The sequence below is a fragment of the Bittarella massiliensis (ex Durand et al. 2017) genome, assembly GCF_001486165.1.
GTDB lineage: Bacteria > Bacillota > Clostridia > Oscillospirales > Ruminococcaceae > Bittarella > Bittarella massiliensis.
This window is the reverse complement of record NZ_LN908976.1, coordinates 458,911-478,304: the sequence shown is the minus strand read 5'-3', so window position 1 is coordinate 478,304 and position 19,394 is coordinate 458,911. Positions and strand designations below refer to the sequence as shown.

The window sequence follows — 19,394 nt, the reverse complement described above, 5'->3', positions numbered from 1 at the left end:
CCATGCGCCCCACCATCACCTTTTTCTCGGGTCTCAACACCATCGGCGGCACCCACGTCCTCATCGGCTGTGGGGAGGAAGCCATCCTCTTTGACTACGGCGCCCGCCCCTCGGCCCATTACGACTGGCTCAACCCGGCGGTGCACATGGAGCTGCCCCGGGGGCTGCGCCAGCACCTGCTGACCCGCAAGGCCCCGCCGGTCTTTGAACTCTACGACCCGGACTACCTGGGGGATCTGTCCTATGAGGACGTGATCCAGAACGCCTGGGACGGGATGCAGTTCCCCCGCTACAAGCGGGTGTCGGCCTTTGTCAGCCACATCCACCAAGACCACATGGAGTTGCTCCCCTTTTTGGGGGAGCAGGTGGACCTGTACATGCACAGGGACTCGGTCTCGGTCTATGACGGGGTGGTGGCCAGCGGCGAGTGGTACGGCACCAAGGCGAACGTCATCGGCCTGGCCGACGGGGAGGAGCGCCAAATCGGCGAGCACCTTCACATCCAGCTGCGGGAGACCGACCACGACATCGCCGGCGCGTCGGCCCTCCTGGTCACCGCCGGGGGGCACAAGATCCTCTACACCGGCGACTGGCGGACCCACGGCCGCCACCGGGACTATGTGGAGCGGCTCTTTGCCGACATGGCCGCCCAGCACCTGGACATGATCATCACCGAGACCACCCAGCTGAAGGAGGAGACCCTCTGGCAGAAGCAGCTGCCCCAGAAGGAGCTGGAGCTGCCCGGCCTCTACCGGGAGATGTTGCAGGGGGCCCAGGGGCTGTGCTATCTGAACATCCTCTGCCGCAATGTGGAGCGGGTGGCGGACTTTATCAAGGTCACCAAGGAGTGCGGCCGTACCCTGGTGCTCGACCGGGCCACCGCCCTGCTCTGGCACACCGCCGCCACCGAGGGGCTGAGCCACCTGGAGGGGGACCCGGTGCTGGAGGAGACCGGCGCCATCCGCCTCTTTGAGGGGGAGGACCCCAGTGGTCTGCCCTACGAGACGGTCAGCCTGCGGGAGATCGTCCACCACAAGAAGGACTATGTCTTCTACCTGATCTACCCCAAGACCCCCATCATGGCCGAGTTGGAGCGCACCGGGGAGCAGGGCGTCCCCTCCCACTACTTCCACGCCGACGGCAACCCCCTCTTTGCGGGGGACAAGATCCTGCACGCCTGGCTGGACGACTTCGGGGTGCGCTACCACTTTCACGGCACCTTTGGCCACGCCATCCCCCGGGAGATCACCCGGATGATGAAGCTGGCCGCCCCCAAGCTGGTGGCCCCCCTGCACGGCAACCACCCCGAACTGCTGGACACCGGGGAGATCCCCAAGCTGTTGCCCACCTTTGGCCAGACCTTTGACCTGGACAAACTCTTTTCCTGACGGCGCCTGAGCTGAAGAGCGCCCCGCCAAACCCGGCGGGGCGCTCTTTTTATCTTTTGTGTAAACTTTGTATACTATAAATAGTTTACAATAGAGGCGGGCGGGAAAGGCTGTTTCATCTGCGGATGGAACGGAGGGAAAAATCAATGTATACTTAAAATATAAAATGAAGTTTACATTGAGGAGGAATTCCCATGCGTCAACCGTCCAAGACCAGAGAGCTGGTGCTCACCGCCCTGGCCGCAGCCGTCATCTCCCTGCTGGCCCCCCTGTCCGTCCCCCTGCCCTTCACCCCGGTGCCCATCTCCCTGGCGAGTTTTGCGGTCGTCCTCTGCTCGGCCTGCCTGGGCTTTTGGCGGGGGACCGTCGGCACCCTGGTCTACATTGCCGTGGGGCTGGTGGGGCTGCCGGTCTTTGCCGGGTTCACTGGCGGGGCGGACAAGCTCTTCGGCCCCACGGGGGGCTACATCGTCGGCTTTGTCTTCTGCGCCGCCGCCACCGGCTGGCTGGTGGACCGGGCGCCGGGGAAGGTCTGGCTCTACCCGGTGGCCATGGTGGCGGGGAGCCTGCTCTGTTACGCCTTCGGCAGTCTCTGGCTGGGGATGCAGATGCACCTCCCCTTCGGCCAGGCGCTGCTGACGGGGGTGGTCCCCTTCCTGCCGGGGGACGCGGGAAAGATTGTCGTCGCCTGCCTGGTGGCCTACCCCATCCGCCAGCGGCTGGAAAAGGGCGGCTTCCTGTCGGCCGAGGGCGCCGCAAAGTAGAAGAGAGAGGAGGGCCTACGGCGGGGGAGGTGCTGCTGACGGGGGTAATCCCCTTCCTGCCGGGGGACGCAGGAAAAATCGCCGTCGCCTGCCTGGTGGCCTACCCCATCCGCCAGCGGCTGGAAAAGGGCGGCTTCCTGTCGGCCGAGAGCGCCACAAAGTAGAAGAGAAAGAAGGGCCCACGGCGGGGGAGGCGCAGATGCACCTCCCCTTCGGCCAGACGCTGCTGGCGGGGGTGGTCCCCTTCCTGCCGGGGGACGCGGGAAAGATCGCCGTCGCCTGCCTGGTGGCCTACCCCATCCGCCAGCGACTGGAAAAGGGCGGCTTCCTGTCGGCCGAGGGCGCCGCAAAGTAGAAGAGAGAGAAGGGCCCACGGCGGGGGAGGTGCAGATGTAGCTCCTCTTCAGCCAGGCGCTGCTGGCGGGGGTGGTCCCCTTCCTGCCGGGGGACGCGGGAAAGATTGCCGTCGCCTGCCTGGTGGCCTACCCCATCCGCCAGCGGCTGGAAAAGGGCGGCTCCCTGTCGGCCGAGAGCGCCGCAAAGTAGAAAAGAGAGAAGGGCCCCACCGCGGTGGGGCCCTTTTCTGTGGCGCAAAATCACTGCAGTTCCTGCCCCTGCGCGTCAAGGAAGCGGCAGCGGTAGGGGGGCTCGCTCCCGCCCCCGTCGGTGGCGGAGAAGGCCTCTGCATCGAAGATGATCTTGGGGGTGGTGTCAAAGCTGTTAGAGGTGCGAGTTGTCCCCTTTGTCCCCTCGCTCCGCTCGACGCGGACGCAGGCGGGGTTGTCCACCAGCAGCACCAGCCCGTTTTGCCACCGGTAGCTGTAACAGCCCGGGGCGCGCCGGGCCAGCTCCCCCTCCTCCAGGGCGGAAAAGGCGTAACCGCTGCCGCTCCGGCTGAAGCTGACGGGGAAGTAGGCGGTGTCCTCTCCCTCCCCCACAGCGAGGATCAGGAGGGACATCCCCTCCCGGTTGGCCTGCCCCACCGCCCGCAGGGTGGTGGTCTCGTTCTCGGCAATGGGGAGGTGGGGGCGGGCCAGCGCCACCATCTCCTCCTGGGTGCTGGCGGTCTTGGTGCAGCCCGGCAGCGCCAGGCAGAGTAGGGCAATCAACAAAACGGCGGTCTTGCGCATCTCGTTTGCTCCTCTCGCGCCCAGAGGGGCGCTTTTTCTCACCATACCCCACACCGGGACAGCCTGTCAAGGCGCGGCGGAAAAAAAGGGGGGATCCCCCCTTGACTTGGAGTGGACTCCAGGGTGTAAGGTGAAAAAAAGCGGCCCGGCAGCGGCGGGCCGCCCTGTTGAGAGGAGAGAGAGACCGTGATCTACAAGGCATTTGGGGACCTGCAACTGTCGGCGCTGGGGATGGGCGCCATGCGCCTGCCGACCATCGGCGGGGAGGATGGAAAAATCGACGAGGCCCAGACCGGCCAGATGGTGGACTTTGCCATGGGACAGGGGGTCAACTACTACGACACCGCCTGGGGCTACCACGACGGCCAGTCGGAGATCGTGCTGGGCCGGGCACTGCAGAAGCACCCCCGGGAGCGCTTCTACCTGGCCGACAAGTTTCCCGGGTACGACCTGGCCAACATGGGCAGGGTGGAGGAGATCTTCGAGCGGCAGCTGGAGAAGTGCGGGGTGGAGTACTTTGACTTCTACCTCTTCCACAACGTCTGCGAGATGAACATCGACGCCTATCTGGACCGGCAGTACGGCATCTACGACTACCTGATGGCGCAGAAGCGCGCCGGGCGGATCCGGCACCTGGGCTTTTCGGCCCACGGCAGCAGCGCGGTGATGCGCCGCTTTTTGGAGGCCTACGGCGAGGGGATGGAGTTTTGCCAGCTTCAGCTCAACTACCTGGACTGGACCTTCCAGGATGCAAAGGGCAAGGTGGCGCTGCTGGCGGAGTACCAGATCCCCGTGTGGGTGATGGAGCCGCTGCGGGGCGGTCGGCTGGCCGCCCTGCCGGAGGAGAGCGCCGCGCGGCTGAGGGCCCTGCGCCCCGACGAGGGGGTCCCGGCCTGGGCCTTTCGCTTTTTGCAGACCCTCCCCGAGGTGGTGGTGACCCTGTCGGGGATGTCGAACCCCGCCCAGCTGGAGGAGAACATCCGCACCTTTTCTCAGGAGCGGCCCCTGGACGAGGGGGAGATGAAGGCCCTGCTGGAGGTGGCCGACGGCCTGCTCGAGCGCAAGGTCCTGCCCTGCACGGCCTGCCGCTACTGCACCAGCCACTGCCCCCAGGGGCTGGACATCCCCTCGCTGTTGTCCCTCTACAACGAGCACAGCTTTACCGAGGGCGGCTTTTTGGCCCCCATGGCCCTGTCGGCCCTGCCGGCGGGAAAGCAGCCGGGCGCCTGCATCGGCTGCAGGAGCTGCGAGGCGGTCTGCCCCCAGCAAATCAAAATTTCTGAGGCGATGGCCGATTTCGCCGCAAAGGTGCGGGCCTGACAGGCCCTTTGCACAGGGAGGAACAGAAGATGGCAACAATGCAGTACCGAGCGCTGCCCCACGGCGGCGAAAAAATCAGCGTCATCGGCCTGGGGATGGGCTCGATCCACGCCGGCAGCGAGGAGGAGATCGAGCGCACCGTCGACCGGGCCATTGAGGCGGGCATCAACTACTTTGACATGGCCGCCTCGGAGGGGAAGCCCTACCCCTGCTATGCCCGCGCCTTTGCCGGGCGAAGGGAGAAGCTCCTCTTGCAGATGCATTTCGGCGCGGTGTATGAGGGCGGCAGGTACGGCTGGACCCGGGAGCAGTCAAAGATCGAGGAGAGCTTTCGGGAACAGCTGCGGCTGTTGGGCACCGACTACACCGACATGGGGTTTGTCCACTGCATCGACGAGGAGGACGACTGCGACCAGGTGCTGAGCGGCGGCCTCTGGGATTATATGAAAGCCCTCAAGGCAGCCGGCGTGATCCGCCACCTGGGCCTCTCCTCCCACAACCCCGAGATCGTCCGCCGCTTTTTGGAGACGGGGCTGGTGGACATGGTGATGTTCAGCATCAACCCGGCCTACGACTACTCCACCGGCACCTACGGCATCGGCAGCGCCGAGAACCGGAGCCGCCTCTACCGGGAGTGCGAGCGGGAGGGGGTCGGCATCTCGGTGATGAAGCCCTTTGGCGGCGGGCAGCTGCTGGGGGAGAAGACCTCCCCCTTCCGCCGGGCCCTGAGCAAGACCCAGTGTATCCAGTACGCCCTGGACCGGCCGGGGGTGCTCACCGTCCTCCCCGGGGTGCGGGGGGAGGAGGACCTGCAGGCGGTGCTGGCCTACCTGGATGCCGGCGCGCAGGAGCGGGACTACTCGGCCATCAGCGCCTTTGCCCCGCCGAACGCCGAGGGGGTCTGCGTCTACTGCAACCACTGCCAGCCCTGTCCGGCGGGGCTCGACGTGGGGCTGATCAACAAGTACTACGACCTGGCCCGGGCGGGGGACGTGCTGGCGGCGGGGCACTACCAAAAGCTCTCGCTGAAGGCAGACGCCTGCCTGCGCTGCGGCCACTGCGAGGCCCGCTGTCCCTTCCACGTCAAGCAGGAGAGCCGGATGGAGGAGATCGCCGCCTATTTTCAGGGACAGCTGTAAAGGGGCAAAATGAGAGAGGGACCGGGGAAGAGACGTCTTCCCCGGCCCCTCTTCTCTTTGGGGGGAGCTCTATTGTTTGAGGGCCTCTTCGCAGTAGGCGTGCAGCTCGCTGCCGGTGGCAAACCAGACCCCCTCCATGGCGGTGGCGTAGTCGAAAAACTCCTCCAGCACGGCGGTGCGGCCGGGGTTGCCGATGGTCTGCGGATCCAGCTGCATCACGTAGCAGAGACCGTGGTTGTAGTGGCCGAGGAACTCGTCTTTCCAGTTGGAGAGCATGTTGGTGTAGTTTGACACCCGCCCCTGCCCAAAGGGGAAGGCCGGCCGGTAGTTGAAGGCCAGATAGGGGAAGTCGAAATTGGCCCACTGCATGGGGATCTCGAGGATCTCCTCCCCCGGCCGGGCCAGGGGGAGGTAGTAGGGCCGGTCGTCGTCAAAGAGGTCGCTGGAATAGACCATCCCCAACTCCTTGGCGATGGCGAGGGTCTCCAGGGTCAGGTCCCCCTCGGGGGCGCGAAAGCCCCGGCAGGGCCGGCCGCTGACGGCCTCGATGGCGGCCACCGCCCGCGCAAGCCGCCGGCGCTGCTCCTGGGCGGAGAAGAGGGAGAGGTTTTCGTGCTCGTACCCGTGGCAGCCGATCTCGTGGCCGGCCGCGGCGATCTGCCGCAGCTTGTCGGGGTACTCCTCCGCCACCTTGCCGGGGCAGAAGAAGGTGGCTTTGATTTGGTAGCGCGCCAGCACATCCAGCAGCCGGTCCACCCCCCGCAGCATGCCGTACTGGCCCATGGAGAGGGTCTTGGGCATCTCTTTGGCCGCCGGATCGAGCTGCAGCCAGAAGTACTCGGCGTCCAGGTTGACGGTGATGAGGGCGGCGCAGCGCTTGCCCTGGGGCCAGGTCATTGTCTCGGTGTACATCTGCCATTCCTCCTATTGTGGGTCGGTGGGGTAGGTGGCGCGCCACCAGTCGGCGATCTCTGCGCCGGTGGCGATCCAGACGTCGGGGTGGGAGGTGACTTCCTTCAAAATCTCCTCCAGGATCAGGTTGCGGCCGGGGGCGCCGGAAATCTGCGGGTGCATCAAAAAGGAGATGCAGAGGCCGTAGCGGTGGTAGCCGCGGAATTCCCGCAGGTAGGTGTCCTGCACGTTGCGGTAGCAGGAGATGCGGTCGAGGCCGGCGGGCTCGGCCGGGTAGATGCTGTAAGCCTGGGCCACGTAGTCGTCCAGCTCCCACTTGGAGGGGATCTCGATGAAGTCGGTCACCCGCCCGTCGAGAACGGTGTGGTAGGGGCGGTCGTCCCCCCGCATCGAGCTGGAGTAGGAGAAGCCCCGCTCCTCCAGCAGGTAGGGGGTCTCCACCGCCCAGTCGCCCGAGGGGGTGCGAAAGCCCACCGGGGCCTTGCCGGTGATCTCTTTGATGATTTTCTGGGTCTTTTCGATGATCTCGATCTGCTCCTCCCGACTCTTCTCCACAAACCGCTCGTGGGTGTAGCCGTGGTTGCCGATCTCGTGTCCGGCCGCGGCGATTTTTTGGATGACCGCCGGGTTGTGTTCGGCCACATAGCCGGGCACAAAAAAGGTGGCCTTGACCCCGTATTTGTCCAGCAGGTCCAAAATCATGTCGACGCAGCGGTTGGGGCCGTACTGGCCGATGGAGCGGGCGCGGATGAGCTGGTCGGCGTGGGGCTCGCCGGCGGACATGTTCTGCCAGATGATGTCGCCGTCCAGGTCAAAGGTGAACATGGCGGCGCTTTTGCAGCCGTTTGGCCATTTGATTTGCATAGATGGATCGTCCTTTCGTGCGGCGATTTTTACAGCACCTTCTCCAAAAATTCCTTGGCGCGGGGGGATTTGGGGCTGGAGAAGAAGCGCTCGGGCGGGGCGTCCTCGATCAGGCGGCCCTCGTCGAGAAAGCAGATGCGGTCGGCCAGCTCCCGGGCAAAGCCCATCTCGTGGGTGACCAGCACCATGGTGATGCCGGTATCGGCCAGCCCCTTGATGACCCCCAGCACCTCTTTGACCATCTCCGGGTCGAGGGCGGAGGTGGGCTCGTCGAAGAGGATGGCCTCCGGGTCCATGGCCAGGGCGCGGGCGATGGCCACCCGCTGTTTCTGCCCGCCCGAGAGGGTGGCGGGGTAGACCCCCGCCTTGTCGGCCAGGCCGACCCGCTCCAGCAGTTCCATCGCCTTTTTCTCGGCGGCCTTCTTGTCGGCCTTTTTCACCTTGCGGGGGGCGTAGGTCATGTTTTCCAGCACCGTCATGTGGGGAAAGAGGTTGAAGTGCTGAAAGACCATCCCCACCTTCTCCCGCACCGAGAGGATGTCGACTTTTTTCTGGGTGATGTCCACCCCGTCGATAAACACCTGGCCGGAGGTGGGGGTTTCCAGCAGGTTCATGCACCGCAGCAGGGTGGATTTGCCCGAGCCGGAGGGGCCGATGATGGCCACGATCTCCCCCTTTTGAATGTCCAGGGAGACGTCCTTGAGGACCCCCAGCTCACCGAAGTCCTTGCTGACATGCTTAACGCTGATCACTTTTGCGCACCTTCCTTTCAATGCGTTTGGCGATGAAGTTGAGGATGGTCACGATGACGTAGTAGATGAGGGCGGCCACCAAGAGGGGCTCAAATTGGCGAAAGGTGGCGCTCATCACCATTTGGGCGGTGCGCATGATGTCCACCATCCCGATGGTGGAGACCAGCGAGGTGCCTTTGAGGAGGTTGATGATTTCATTGATGATGCTGGGCAGCACGCTCTTGATGGCCTGGGGAAAGATGATGTCCCACATCATCCGCGGGTAGGAGACCCCCAGCGCCTGGGCGGCCTCCTTCTGGCCAACATCCACTCCAGCAAAGCCGCCCCGCAGGTTCTCCGAGAGGAAGGCCGCCGAGTTGAGCCCGAAGGCCAGCACCGCCGCTTGCAGGGAGGTGATTTTGTAGGCAAAGAGCTGGGGGACGGCGAAGTAGGCCATGGCGACTTGCACCAGCTGGGGCACCCCGCGGAAGATGGAGGTGTAAAACTGAGCAAAGCCCCGGAGGATGCGGCTGCGGGAGATTTTGCAGAGGGTGAGGGGGATGGCCAGCACAAAGCCCACCAGCAGCGAGAGCAGGGTCACCTGCATGGTGACGCCGATGGAGCGGAAAAACATGGGCAGGTACTTGGGGATGATCCCGAAGTCCAGATTCATGGGGATTCTCCTTTCGCGCAGGCAGACCACGGCGGCCGGCGCCGTAGTCTGCCTTTTTGGTGTAGGGGGGAAGAAGGGAAGGGGCTACTCGCCGATATAGGCCTCGCCCAGCCACTTGGTGACGATCTCGTCCATCTTGCCGCTGTCCTGCAGGGCCTTGATCTCGGTGTTGAAGGCCTCGATCAGGTCAGAGCCCTTGGGGAAGGCGATGGCGAACTCCTTGTCCACGTCCTTGTTGATCTCGCTGTCCTTGGGGATCATGAAGCCGTCCAGGTCGGGGTTGTCGTTGATGAAGCCCTGCAGCAGGGAGCCGTCGGTGCACATGGCGTCCACCCGGCCGCTCTTGAGTTCAGCCAACACGGCGGGCTGCCCGTCAAAGGTGGTGACGATGGCGCCGGGGACTTTATTGGCGGTGATTTCGTAAGAGGTGCCGGCAGAGCAGGCGACTTTCTTTCCACTCAAATCCTCCACCGTCTTGATGCCCGAGTCCTTGCTCACCAGAAAGGCGTCGCGGCTCTCGATGTAGCCGATGGAGAAGTCAACATTTTCGCGGCGATCGTCGGTGGCGGTCATCCCCGAGAGGACGAAGTCGGCCCGGCCGGACTGAAGGGCGCCGATGAGGCCGGAAAACTGCATGTTGGAAATTTCGTAGGTGAAGCCCATGTCCTCGGCCATCTGGTCGAGGAAGTCGATGTCCAGCCCCTCGTAGACCTCCTTGCCGCTGTCGTCCACGGTGACGGTCTCGAAGTTTTTGAAGGAGGCGCTCATGGCGACGGTGAAGTGTTTGCCCGCCAGGGGTTTGCCGCTGGTGTCGTTCCCGGTGTCGCCGCCGGCGCTCTTATCGGTGCCGCAGCCGCTGAGGGCCCCCAGGGTCAGGACGCCCGCCAGGGCGACAGCCAATACTTTTTTCAGTTTCATAGTCGATTCCTCTCTCTTTCTCTATTTATTTAATCAATTGTCCCGCCCGACCAGGCGCGAACTGCCCGGGGTGGGAGGGGATAGGCCAACTTGCTGTGGCAGAGGCCCTGGCGCACCAGCAGCTCCGCAGTGCCCACCAGGGTGAAGGCCGGGTCGATGACCGGCAGCCCCGCCAGGGCGGAGACCTGCGCCCCCAGTCCGGCAAAGCTCAGGCAGCCGAGGATCACCGTGTCGGCCCCGTCCTCCTCGGCGCATCTTCGGCAGGTCTGGGCCAGCTTCTTGACCAGGGCGCCGTCGGTGGCCGGGCTGCGCCCCTCGCTGGGGCCGTGCTCGGCGCTGCGCACCGAGGCCAGTGCATTCCCAAAGCCCAGGGCGCGGACAAAGGCGGCCTTTTGGGGGATGCGGCCGGCGGCGGTGGTGAGGACCGAGAAGCGGTGTCCCAGCTGCGCCGCCAGGGCCAGGGAGGCCTGGGCCCCGCCCACCACCGGGATCTGCAGCAGCTCCCGGCAGGCCGACAGGCCGGGGTCGGAGAAGCAGTAGAGGCAGACGGCGTCGAATCCGTCGGCCTGCGCCTGCAGGGCCATCTGCACGATCTCGGGCGCGGCCACCGCCACATCCAGGTCGGAGTCGATGCAGACCTGGGTGCGCTGGGGGCAGTCCATCGAGATGGCTGTGTCCGGGCCCGCCGCCCGGGAGAGAAGGGCCTCGCGGGCGGCGAGTTCGGCCCGGCTCATCCCCGAATCGGGGTTGATGAATTTCAGTTTCACCTGCGCTTCCTCCTTTCCGCCAGGGCGGCGGTTTTAGAGCATCTCCTTTTTGATGCCCTTGTGCAGGATGTTCTCGTAGTCGATATAGGGGTAGATGTCCTCCCCGATGGCGGGGCAGAACTGCTTGAGTTCTGAAAGGGTCAGCTCCTCGATGCTCGTCTGCCGGTCCTCGCAGTAGAGGACGATCTGCCCGACGATGCCGTGGGCATCCCGGAAGGGGACCCCCTTGGCCACCAGGTAGTCCGCCACCTCGGTGGCGTTGAGAAAGCCCTTGGAGACCGCCCGGCGCATCTTTTCGGGGTGGACGGTGAGGGTGGCCACCATCCGCTCCATCATGGTCAGGGAGAGGAGGACGGTCTCCAGCCCGTCGTGAAAGAGATCCTTGTCCTCCTGCATGTCCTTGTTGTAGGCCAGGGGCAGCCCCTTCATCACCGTGAGGAGGGCCAGCAGGTCGCCGTAGACCCGCCCGGTCTTGCCCCGGATCAGCTCGGCCCCGTCGGAGTTTTTCTTCTGCGGCATGATGCTGGAGCCGGTGGTGTAGCGGTCGTCCAGGGTGACAAAGCCAAATTCCTGGGTGCCCCAGAGGATCATCTCCTCGGCCAGCCGGGAGAGGTGCATCATCAAGATGGAGAAGGCGGCCAGGACCTCCAGCTGGTAGTCGCGGTCGCTGACCCCGTCCATAAAGTTGTCGTAGACCCCGGCAAAGCCCAGCTTCTCGGCGGTGAAGGCCCGGTCGATGGGGTGGGTGGTCCCGGCCAGGGCGCCGCACCCCAGGGGGGAGAGGTCCATGTTTTCCAGGGCGCTTTGCAGCCGGTGCCGGTCCCGCTGCAACATCCCGTGATAGGCCATGAGGTGGTACTTAAAGGTCACCACCTGGGCCCGCTGCAGGTGGGTGTAGCCGGGCATGATGTAGGGGTTTTCGTCCGCCTTTTTCCGCAGCGTCTGCAAAAACGCCTCCACCAGCTCGACGACGTGGGCGGTCTCCCTCTTGACGTAGAGCTTCATGTCGGTGTTGACCTGGTCGTTGCGGCTGCGGGCGGTGTGGAGTTTTTTCCCCACCTCCCCCAGCCGGTCGATCAGGTTGGCCTCGACAAAGGTGTGCACGTCCTCGTAGCGGTCGTCCAGGGGCAGGGCGCCGCTGTGCACGTCGGCCTGTATCCCCAGCAGCCCCTCGGTGAGCTGGGCGCCCTCCCCCTCGGTGAGGAGGCCGCACTCGACCTGCATGGCCACGTGGGCCAGGCTGCCCTCGATGTCGGGGTCGCAGAGCCAGTGGGTGTCTTTGAAATTGTTGTTGAACTGCTCCATCAGGTCCTCTTCGCCCGCGCGGAACCGGCCCCCCCAGAGCTTGTGAATGCCGTTAGCTGCCATCTGTCTGGCCCGCCTGCCTTTCTGCTGCAGATATTTGCAAGTTATTCATTCGATATGCATGATTATACCTCTTTGTGCGGGAGGATGCAAGGGGAAATTGCGTATAAAATATCGTTTTTACTCTGTATATACAGTATAAAACCCTAAAAATATTCAAAAACAGGAAAGTTTATAACTATTCAACAAAAAGAAAAAGCGGGGGTTTTTCAAAAGACAGCAAAGTTTAAAAAAGGATTACAATTGGTTACAAGTTTGCTAGAAAATTGCTACTGAAAAGCAATCATGTTAAAATGATTTTAGGAAAAATGCGAGATGGCCGCCGTCAGGCGGCAGAGGAGGGCGACGGCTGTGCGGGAGAGAACCAGAGCGCTCTGGCGCAAAAAGGCGGTGCGGCGGGGCCTGTTGGCGGCGGTGGCCGCTCTGGTGGGCCTGGGGCTTTTGTGGGGGGTGGCCCGCGCCATCCCCGGCGCGCCCATCGGCACCACCCTCACCGAGCGGGTGCCGGTGGTCATCGACAGCGACGGGGGGCTCGACGACCTGACGGCCCTGTTGCTGGCCCGGCAGGTGGACCGTCTCGAGGTGCGGGGCCTCACCGCCTCCTACGGCGCGGTCTCCCTGCCCCAGGCCGGGCGCAACCTGTTGGCGGCGGCCGAGTGGATGGGGGAGGACTGGCCGGTGGCCCTGGGGGCCAAGAGCGCCCTCGACGGTTCCCTGCCCGCCGGGATCCGCACCCTGGGGGAAAATGGGCTCTACGGCACGGTGCTGCCGCCGGCCACCCGACAGACCGACCCCCGTACCGCCAGCGACTTCCTCTACGACCTGGCAGTGGAGGAAGGGGGGCAGTTGCAGGTGATCTGCCTGGGGCCGGCGACCAACCTGGCCCGGGCGATCGAGGAGCACCCCGACCTGCCCGGCCTGTTGGCGGGGGTCACCCTGGGGAGCACCCGCCTCCCCATCTCCGAGGTGGAGGTGGAGCGGCTCAAGGGCGAGAGCGAGGAGGCCTGGCGCAAGCGCTGGGAAGAGGCCCAGTTAAAGCACGAGCAGGAGGAGGTGGGGGCCCACCCCGACTTGCTGTGGGAGGCCGACGGAGCCGCCCTGCAGGCGGTGGTGGAGAGCGGTGTCCCCCTGACGGTGGTGCCGGTCTCGGCCCTGGAGGGGATGGAGGCGGGCAAAAAAGACCGCTGGGACACCCTGACCCCCCTGCTGGAGGACACCGGCAAAGCCGCCCCTCTCTACGCAGGGGCCAAGGAATACTTGAATGAGGAGTACCGCAAGGGCAGCCCGAGCATTGCAATGGACTTTTCGGCGGTGGCGGTGCTGGCCGCCCTGGTGGACGAGAGCGCCTTCACGGTGGAAGAGGGGGGCATCGCCTGGGCGCGGTACGGGCCGGTGGTGGAGCCGGGCGGCGAGGGGGTCCGCTGCCGGGTGGCGAGCGAACTGGAAATGGTGACGGACGAGGACTACAAGTGGGCCAAGGACACCGGGCCCAGAACTGGGACCACGGCGGTGGCGACCGAGCGCATCCCCATCCCCAAGCTCTTTTTGGTGATGGAGAAGGCCTTTCGGCACTGGTGATTTCCCCGACGGGAGGGTTTTGAGATGGCACTGATCGGCACAGCGGGCCGCCGGCGCGGGCGGAAGATCGGAACGGCGGCAGCGGCGATCGCCCTGGCTGCGCTGATGGTGGTCGGCGGCGGGCGGCTGCTGCCGGGGAAGGCCATCGGCGCCACATTGACCGAGCGCACCCCGGTGCTCATCGACAGCGACGGGGGGCTCGACGACCTGACGGCCCTGCTGATGGCCCGGCAGATCGGCTGCCTGGACGTGCGGGGGATCACCGCCAGTTTCGGGGTGGTCCCCCTGCCCCAGGCGGCCCGCAACCTGCTGTCGGCGGCGGACTGGATGGAGCGGGACTGGCCGGTGGCCCTGGGGGCCGGGGCCTCGCTGGACGGCCGCCTGTTGACGCAGGAGAGCCGGTGGGGGAAGACCGGTCTCTGCGGGGCCGCCCTGCCCCCCAGCGGCCGCAGCTTTGACGCCCACACCGCCAGCGACCTCCTCTACGACCTGGCGGTGGAGGAGGGCGGGCGACTGCAGGTGGTCTGTCTGGGGCCCCTCACCAACCTGGCCGTCGCCCTGCGTGAACACCCCGACTTGGCGGGGAGGATCGCCGGGGTGACCCTGGGGGCGGGCCTCCCCCTCCCCGAGGAGGGGCTGGACGAAGAGGGGGAGAGCGCCTACTGGGCGGCCGTGGCCGAGGGTGATTACACCCTGCAGGCCGATCCCGCCGCCCTGCGGGAGGTGGTGGAGAGCGGCATCCCCCTGACGGTGGTGCCGGCCCCGGTGCAGGCGGAGATGGCGGCGGTTCGGCAGAGAGATAGGGACACCATCAGCCCCCTCTTTCAAGACCTGCGGGAGACAAAGCCCGTCTACGGGCAGATGCTCTCCTTCCTCAAGGAGCAGGGGAGCACCAGCGACCGGGTCTCGCTGGAGCTGGGCGGGGTGGCGGTGCTGGCCGCCCTCACCGACGAGAGCGCCTTCTCCTTTCTCCCGGCCGATCTGCAGTGGCGGCAGGGGGCGCTGGCATACGCCCCCGCCGAGGGAGAGGGGGAGTGCCGGGTGGCGGCGGCCCTGACGGCGGTGACCGACGAGAAGTACCGGCGGGTCTCGGCATCCGGCGCCGGTGAGTTGATCCCCGTTCCCCAGCTGTACGGGACTTTGGAGCAGACTTTCCGATACTGGTAGACCGGGCGCAAAGGGGGAAGCGAGATGGCAGGCGGGCAAACCGTTCGGCGGGGGCCGCGAAGGGCCCTGCGCCGGCATCTGATCGAGGGGCTGGCGGTGCTCTATGCGGCGCTCCTCCTCTTCTCTCCCCAGTGGGGCATCCCCACCGGGCTGACCGAGCGCACCCCGGTGGTCATCGACTGCGACCCGGGCAGCGACGACGTGTTGATGTTGGGCTATGCCGCCGGGGCCGACCTTCTGGACGTGCGGGGGATCACGGTGGTGGGGGGGACGGGCACCCTGGCCCAGACCGGGCGCAACGCCCTCACGGCGGCAGCCCACTTTGGCCTTCACTGCCCGGTGGCCCTGGGGGCCGCGCAGACGGTGCGGGGGGTCCCCTTCACCTGGGCGCAGGACGCGGGGGCCAACGGCGCCAACAACCTGACCCTCCCCTGGGAGGGCGGCCGCTCCTTTGACCCCCGCCCCGCCTGGGACCTGCTCTACGACCTGGCGGTGGAGGAGGGGGGGCAGTTGCAGCTGGTCTGCACCGGGCCTTTGACCAACCTGGCCCGGGCGCTGGAGGAACACCCCGACCTGCCCGGCTATTTGAAGCGGGTGGTGGTCTCGGCCGGCAGCGTCGATCTCTGGGCGGTGAACGCCGCCGGGGAGTACACGGCGGGCGGCGCGGGGAGCAGCCTGATCTTGACCACCCCCGATCCCAACGGCCAGGCGGACCCCGGCGCCCTGGAGGCGGTGCTGGCGAGCGGCCTCCCCCTCTACATTGTGGGCAACGACAGGTACACGGCGGGGGCTCTTTCGGTGTGCAAAGACAGCTGGACCACCTTTGCCAGCGAACCGCAGCTCTACGGGGCCATCTGGACCTACCCCATGAACATCTACAAAAGCGGGGGGGAGGATGGCGGGGTACCGCTGTACGGTCTCGCCGCCCTCTACGCGGTGCTCGACGAGGGCGCCTACCGCTTTGCACCGGCCCAGCTGTGCCCGGCGGAAGGGCTGCTGGAGCGGGCGGTGCCGGAGAGGAGCGTGGTCGTCTACGACCCCGCGGGGCAGATGCGGATGATGGACCCCACCAAGGAGCGGGAGACCAGGGAGCCGGTCGAGCCAAACCTCCCCAGCGGGATGTTTTTCTGGGAGGAGGCGGACTACCTGACCCCCGCCGATCTGGAAGGGCGGACCCTGGTGCGGCTCACGGGGGAGGAAGAGGCCAACTGTCACCTGGCGGTGGAGCAGCGGGTGGGGACATCGGGCGCTGGAGAATGTGCGGTATTGGGTCCCATTTTTGACTGCCGGAACCAACTTGGAAAAAAGAGCTGACCTGCCAGAGAGGAAGAGAGAGATGCAGATGTTTTGGGAGAGAGGACGCCGCCTGGCACAGGCGGGGCGGGCGCGGGCGGGGCGGGTTTTCTGCGGGGTCCTCGCCCTCTGGGTGGGGGTGATGGCCTTTTCGCCCCAGAGAAACATCCCCACCACCCTGACCGAGCGCACCCCGATCCTCATCGACTGCGACCCGGGGGGAGACGACGTTCTGGCCATCGGCCTGGCCGCCGGGACGGCGCTGCTGGACGTGCGGGGGATCACCCTCTGCAGCGGCGCGGGGACCCTTGCCCAGACCGGCCGCAGCGGGCTGACGGCAGCGACCTACTTTGCCCTTCACTGCCCGGTGGCCCTGGGTTCCACCCGCAATTCGGCGGGAGAGGCCGTCGTCTGGGGGGAGGACACCGGCCCCACCGGCGCCGGAAACCTGGTCCTCCCCTTTGGGGGGGAAGAAGACTTTGACCCTCGCCCCGCCTGGGAGTTGATGTACGAGACCGCTGTCCAGGAGGGGGGCGCGCTGCAGATCCTCTGCCTGGGCCCCCTGACCAACCTGGCCCGGGCGCTGGAGGAACACCCCGACCTGCCGCAGTACATCCAGCGGGTCGTCTTTTCGGCGGGGAGCGTCTCCCTGACCGAAAATGGGGCGGTGGCCGGGGTGGGGAGCGACGCCAACGGCCCGGCCGACCCGGCGGCCCTGCAGAAGGTGTTGGCCAGCGGCATCCCCTTGGTGATGATAGACGCGTCGATCTCTTTAGGCGATCACGGCACCCAGAAGGACCTGTGGACCCTCTTTGCCAGCCAGCCCAGGCTGTTTGACGCCCTCTGGAGCTATTGGGATGAAAAGGGGAAGCGCAACTTTGCCGCCGGCACCCTCCCGCTGGACGGTATTGCGGCGGTCTCCCTGCTGATCGATGAGACGACCCTGGTCCTCAAACCGGCCGACCTGGGCTATTGCGAGGGGCCGGTGACAGGGCTCGACGGGGAGCCCCTAGACGGGCGGGGGCGGGTGACGGTCATATCCGCGGCCGAGGGGGGGAGCCCCCACCGGGTGGCTGTGGCCTGCGCCATGTGGGACTGGCAGGGAAAGACCGCCCCGGCGCCGGTGGTGCTGCTCCACCAGTGCCGCAACCTTTTGGGCAGTGCAGCGGCGCTGTGACGGTGAACGGCAGACAGAAGAGAAGATAAAGACGGGGTGTTTGTATGAACCTGCTCAAGAAGGGAAAAAGCAAAAAACAGGTGCTGGCGGTCTGCGTGGCCACGGTGGCCTGTGCGGCCGCAGCGCTGGCGCTGACCGGCAAGGTGGCCGCCAAAAAGATCCAGGACATCCCCGAGGTGGCGGAGCGAAACGGCCTGACCCACATTGAGTCGGTCTTTCGCCGGCAGAACGGCGAGGGGTATGTCCTGTTGACCCGGGTGTTTCGCTGCCCCAACCCCAAGGGCCCGGGGCAGGCCTACAACTTGAGCGACGAGGAGATCAGCTACCTGCTCATCGACCTGCAGAGAAACATCCCCCAGGTGGCACTGGAGGTGGGCGGTCAGCGCGTCGAAAGCGACCCGGAGCAGGTGGACGTCCACTACAACTGGGTGGCCGATCAGTTCTTCGCCTACTACACGGTGCCGGTGGGGCAGATCGGGGAGGCCGAGAGCGCCTACCTCACCCTGAACGACAGCAGGCAGAAGGAGCGGCCGGTCATCGACCTCTCCGACCAGCCGGAGGCGGTGCAGACGGTGCAGTTAGAGGGGGGGCGTTCGGTGGAGATCCGGGTGCAGTCGGCCAGCGCGGATGGCCGCAACCTGCTGGTGGAGTGCCTGTCCGACGGCGAGACCCAGATGGTTTACCCCGCCCTGGCCGACCTGGGGATGGCCGGCACCAACTGGCGGGCCCAGGAGACGGTGGAGAGCGTGCTGGAGCAGAGCGAGGAGAGGAGCCTGTCCCTCTACACCCTCAAGCGGGTCCCCTCCCTCTACGAGCTCTTCTACCGCACCCCCAAGGTCTGGTACATGACCTTTGACAACCTGGCGGAGACCGTCTACGCCACCGCCGGCGAGGCGGTGTCCATCCCCAACCCGGCGGAGGGGGAGACCATCGAGCTGAACACCCCCTTCACCGTGGGCGGTCAGCGGTACCGCCTGAGCGCCGTCAAGCGCTCTAATGGGACGGTCTTCACCACGGTGGAGACCTACGGCGAGACCTCGTCCATCGTCACCCTCAAGGCCAATGTGGGCCCCGCCGGCAAGTGGGCGGAGTACCAGCAGCCCGCCATCACCTACGAGCTGCGGGGGGAGGCGGCCAAGGGCACCTCCAGCCAGCAGTTGGAAGTTCTCGCCTCCCAGCCGGAGGGGATCGCCCTGGAATTTATGCCCTATGAGGCGCAGATCAAGTGGGGGTGGCCCGGCATCGTCCTTCCCCCGGAAAAATAAGTTCCCATAAAGACAGCGGCCTGTCGCCCCACACCCCGGGCGACGGGCCGCTGTCTTTTGCGCCTGGAGATGATGGGGCTGCGGGGAGAAGGGGCTGCTCAGATGGAGGGGAAGCCACTCGATTGGGGAGAGAAGAGGGGGAGCCCCAATCGGCGGCTGGTTTTGCGTTTTTGGAGGCGAGAAGACGGCGGGGGGTGATCTCCCCGAACTCTGGCGGAATTGCCCCTTTTTCAATCAGCGGGTCAGTTCCCCTCTTGGTCTGGGGCATAATAAAGGGCTCGTCCGGCCAAAGGCGCTGAGGAAAGCGGAGGGTCGATGCTCCCGACAGTGGGAGGAGAGGTTGGCGAGGAGGGCGCTGCGGCGGCAGTGTCTGTGGGAGAGGGGAGGTTTCTCTCGGCCTCGGGGGGCGCTCGCCGCCCAGCGGCTGTCGTCCTGCCGATGGGGCCAATGGGGGCCAATTGAGAGCGCCGGGAGAGGAACAGACAGCATCCTGCTCCCGGCGAAGGGGCAAAAGGCTGGTCGGGAGGGGAGAAGATCCTCAGCAGCAGTTGAAGTGGGTCCGGCATTCGCCCAATCTGGGGCGATCCCGCTTCACCGGTGGGTCGCCTCTGTGGCGGTGGGGGACAGGCCGCTGGGAGGAGGCGGCCCGCCCGATGGAAGGGAGCGGTCCCTGCGGTGGCGGGAAAAAGCCCCTCTATTTTTTTGCCTGTGGGGTGGGGAAGGTTGTCCCTCTTGATATTGGGGGGCAGAAAATATGGAGCGGTCTCGGTTGTGTGCTGTGCAGCCAGGTGCACTCCATTAAATATGGGAGCCCTCTCCTTTGGGTGCTGGGCCGGCCGGCGCACCTGTCGAGAGGGGAGGGGGAAGCCGCTTTCCGGCCGCCGCTATTCTGAGCAGGGTGGCCCTCTGCGAGGGGGAGATGGGGATGCCCTCTCTCCCCTAT

Annotated in this window: 20 protein-coding genes; 12 read left to right on the top strand and 8 right to left on the bottom strand. The window is 65.7% G+C overall.

From position 1 onward, the window contains the following. Nucleotides 1-2 precede the first annotated feature (2 nt). The 5 genes from BN3266_RS05780 (at nucleotide 3) to BN3266_RS14235 (ending at nucleotide 2,698) form a co-directional block, all read left to right on the top strand. On the top strand, nucleotides 3-1,388 hold the full coding sequence (locus BN3266_RS05780; RefSeq protein ID WP_059004396.1) for an MBL fold metallo-hydrolase: 1,386 nt from the start codon (nucleotides 3-5) through the stop codon (nucleotides 1,386-1,388). A 194-nt stretch (nucleotides 1,389-1,582) separates the two neighbouring features. After that, nucleotides 1,583-2,152 (top strand): biotin transporter BioY, encoded by a 570-nt coding sequence (locus BN3266_RS05775; protein ID WP_059004395.1) that lies wholly within the window; start codon nucleotides 1,583-1,585, stop codon nucleotides 2,150-2,152. 29 nt (nucleotides 2,153-2,181) lie between these two features. Further along, a complete protein-coding gene (locus tag BN3266_RS14240) occupies nucleotides 2,182-2,316 on the top strand; it encodes a biotin transporter BioY (protein WP_242861725.1) in 135 nt (44 codons plus the stop codon). A 35-nt stretch (nucleotides 2,317-2,351) separates the two neighbouring features. Beyond that, nucleotides 2,352-2,507, top strand: a complete 156-nt coding sequence (locus BN3266_RS13785; RefSeq protein WP_154668991.1) for an ECF transporter S component family protein — start codon at nucleotides 2,352-2,354, stop codon at nucleotides 2,505-2,507. A gap of 71 nt (nucleotides 2,508-2,578) precedes the next feature. Then, complete coding sequence (locus BN3266_RS14235; protein ID WP_242861724.1) at nucleotides 2,579-2,698, top strand: biotin transporter BioY; 120 nt, start codon at nucleotides 2,579-2,581, stop codon at nucleotides 2,696-2,698. A 50-nt stretch (nucleotides 2,699-2,748) separates the two neighbouring features. On the opposite strand, the gene BN3266_RS05770 is transcribed toward BN3266_RS14235, so the two are convergent. Beyond that, nucleotides 2,749-3,282 carry a hypothetical protein gene (locus BN3266_RS05770; RefSeq protein ID WP_059004394.1) on the bottom strand — a complete coding sequence of 178 codons (534 nt, stop codon included), beginning with the start codon at nucleotides 3,280-3,282 and terminating at the stop codon, nucleotides 2,749-2,751. 186 nt (nucleotides 3,283-3,468) lie between these two features. On the opposite strand from BN3266_RS05770, the gene BN3266_RS05765 reads away from it, so the two are divergent. Both BN3266_RS05765 and BN3266_RS05760 read left to right on the top strand, forming a co-directional pair. Further along, nucleotides 3,469-4,602 carry an aldo/keto reductase gene (locus BN3266_RS05765; protein ID WP_059004393.1) on the top strand — a complete coding sequence of 378 codons (1,134 nt, stop codon included), beginning with the start codon at nucleotides 3,469-3,471 and terminating at the stop codon, nucleotides 4,600-4,602. A gap of 29 nt (nucleotides 4,603-4,631) precedes the next feature. Further along, nucleotides 4,632-5,741, top strand: a complete 1,110-nt coding sequence (locus tag BN3266_RS05760; RefSeq protein ID WP_242861723.1) for an aldo/keto reductase — start codon at nucleotides 4,632-4,634, stop codon at nucleotides 5,739-5,741. A gap of 69 nt (nucleotides 5,742-5,810) precedes the next feature. On the opposite strand, the gene BN3266_RS05755 is transcribed toward BN3266_RS05760, so the two are convergent. The 7 genes from BN3266_RS05755 to argH all read right to left on the bottom strand — a co-directional run bounded on the left by BN3266_RS05755 (nucleotide 5,811) and on the right by argH (nucleotide 11,974). Next, complete coding sequence (locus tag BN3266_RS05755; protein WP_059004391.1) at nucleotides 5,811-6,653, bottom strand: polysaccharide deacetylase family protein; 843 nt, start codon at nucleotides 6,651-6,653, stop codon at nucleotides 5,811-5,813. A gap of 12 nt (nucleotides 6,654-6,665) precedes the next feature. Further along, entirely contained in the window at nucleotides 6,666-7,517 is an 852-nt protein-coding gene (locus tag BN3266_RS05750; RefSeq protein WP_059004390.1) for a polysaccharide deacetylase family protein, read from the bottom strand. A 29-nt stretch (nucleotides 7,518-7,546) separates the two neighbouring features. Further along, nucleotides 7,547-8,269 (bottom strand): amino acid ABC transporter ATP-binding protein, encoded by a 723-nt coding sequence (locus tag BN3266_RS05745; RefSeq protein ID WP_021658129.1) that lies wholly within the window; start codon nucleotides 8,267-8,269, stop codon nucleotides 7,547-7,549. Continuing rightward, nucleotides 8,256-8,921, bottom strand: coding sequence for an amino acid ABC transporter permease (locus BN3266_RS05740; RefSeq protein ID WP_059004389.1), 666 nt, complete (start codon nucleotides 8,919-8,921; stop codon nucleotides 8,256-8,258). The genes BN3266_RS05745 and BN3266_RS05740 overlap by 14 nt, the downstream gene beginning before the upstream one ends. 84 nt (nucleotides 8,922-9,005) lie before the next feature. Continuing rightward, the gene (locus BN3266_RS05735) at nucleotides 9,006-9,839 is read right to left on the bottom strand and encodes a transporter substrate-binding domain-containing protein (protein WP_059004388.1); all 834 of its coding nucleotides are present in this window, start codon (nucleotides 9,837-9,839) and stop codon (nucleotides 9,006-9,008) included. Nucleotides 9,840-9,868: 29 nt separating this feature from the next. Then, nucleotides 9,869-10,606 carry an aspartate/glutamate racemase family protein gene (locus tag BN3266_RS05730; RefSeq protein WP_059004387.1) on the bottom strand — a complete coding sequence of 246 codons (738 nt, stop codon included), beginning with the start codon at nucleotides 10,604-10,606 and terminating at the stop codon, nucleotides 9,869-9,871. 33 nt (nucleotides 10,607-10,639) lie between these two features. Next, a complete protein-coding gene (gene argH / locus BN3266_RS05725; protein WP_059004386.1) occupies nucleotides 10,640-11,974 on the bottom strand; it encodes an argininosuccinate lyase in 1,335 nt (444 codons plus the stop codon). Between the two features lie 348 nt (nucleotides 11,975-12,322). Between argH and BN3266_RS05720 the strand changes: the two genes are divergently transcribed. From BN3266_RS05720 to BN3266_RS05700, 5 genes are read left to right on the top strand one after another with little or no spacing between them, the layout of a single operon-like run. After that, nucleotides 12,323-13,549: a nucleoside hydrolase gene (locus BN3266_RS05720; RefSeq protein ID WP_059004385.1), complete on the top strand. Its 1,227-nt coding sequence runs from the start codon at nucleotides 12,323-12,325 to the stop codon at nucleotides 13,547-13,549. A gap of 24 nt (nucleotides 13,550-13,573) precedes the next feature. Continuing rightward, complete coding sequence (locus tag BN3266_RS05715) at nucleotides 13,574-14,716, top strand: nucleoside hydrolase (protein ID WP_059004384.1); 1,143 nt, start codon at nucleotides 13,574-13,576, stop codon at nucleotides 14,714-14,716. A 24-nt stretch (nucleotides 14,717-14,740) separates the two neighbouring features. Next, on the top strand, nucleotides 14,741-16,030 hold the full coding sequence (locus BN3266_RS05710; RefSeq protein ID WP_059004383.1) for a nucleoside hydrolase: 1,290 nt from the start codon (nucleotides 14,741-14,743) through the stop codon (nucleotides 16,028-16,030). A gap of 22 nt (nucleotides 16,031-16,052) precedes the next feature. Next, nucleotides 16,053-17,186 carry a nucleoside hydrolase gene (locus BN3266_RS05705; RefSeq protein ID WP_059004382.1) on the top strand — a complete coding sequence of 378 codons (1,134 nt, stop codon included), beginning with the start codon at nucleotides 16,053-16,055 and terminating at the stop codon, nucleotides 17,184-17,186. 44 nt (nucleotides 17,187-17,230) lie between these two features. Continuing rightward, nucleotides 17,231-18,451, top strand: coding sequence for a hypothetical protein (locus BN3266_RS05700; protein ID WP_059004381.1), 1,221 nt, complete (start codon nucleotides 17,231-17,233; stop codon nucleotides 18,449-18,451). Nucleotides 18,452-19,394 lie beyond the last annotated feature (943 nt).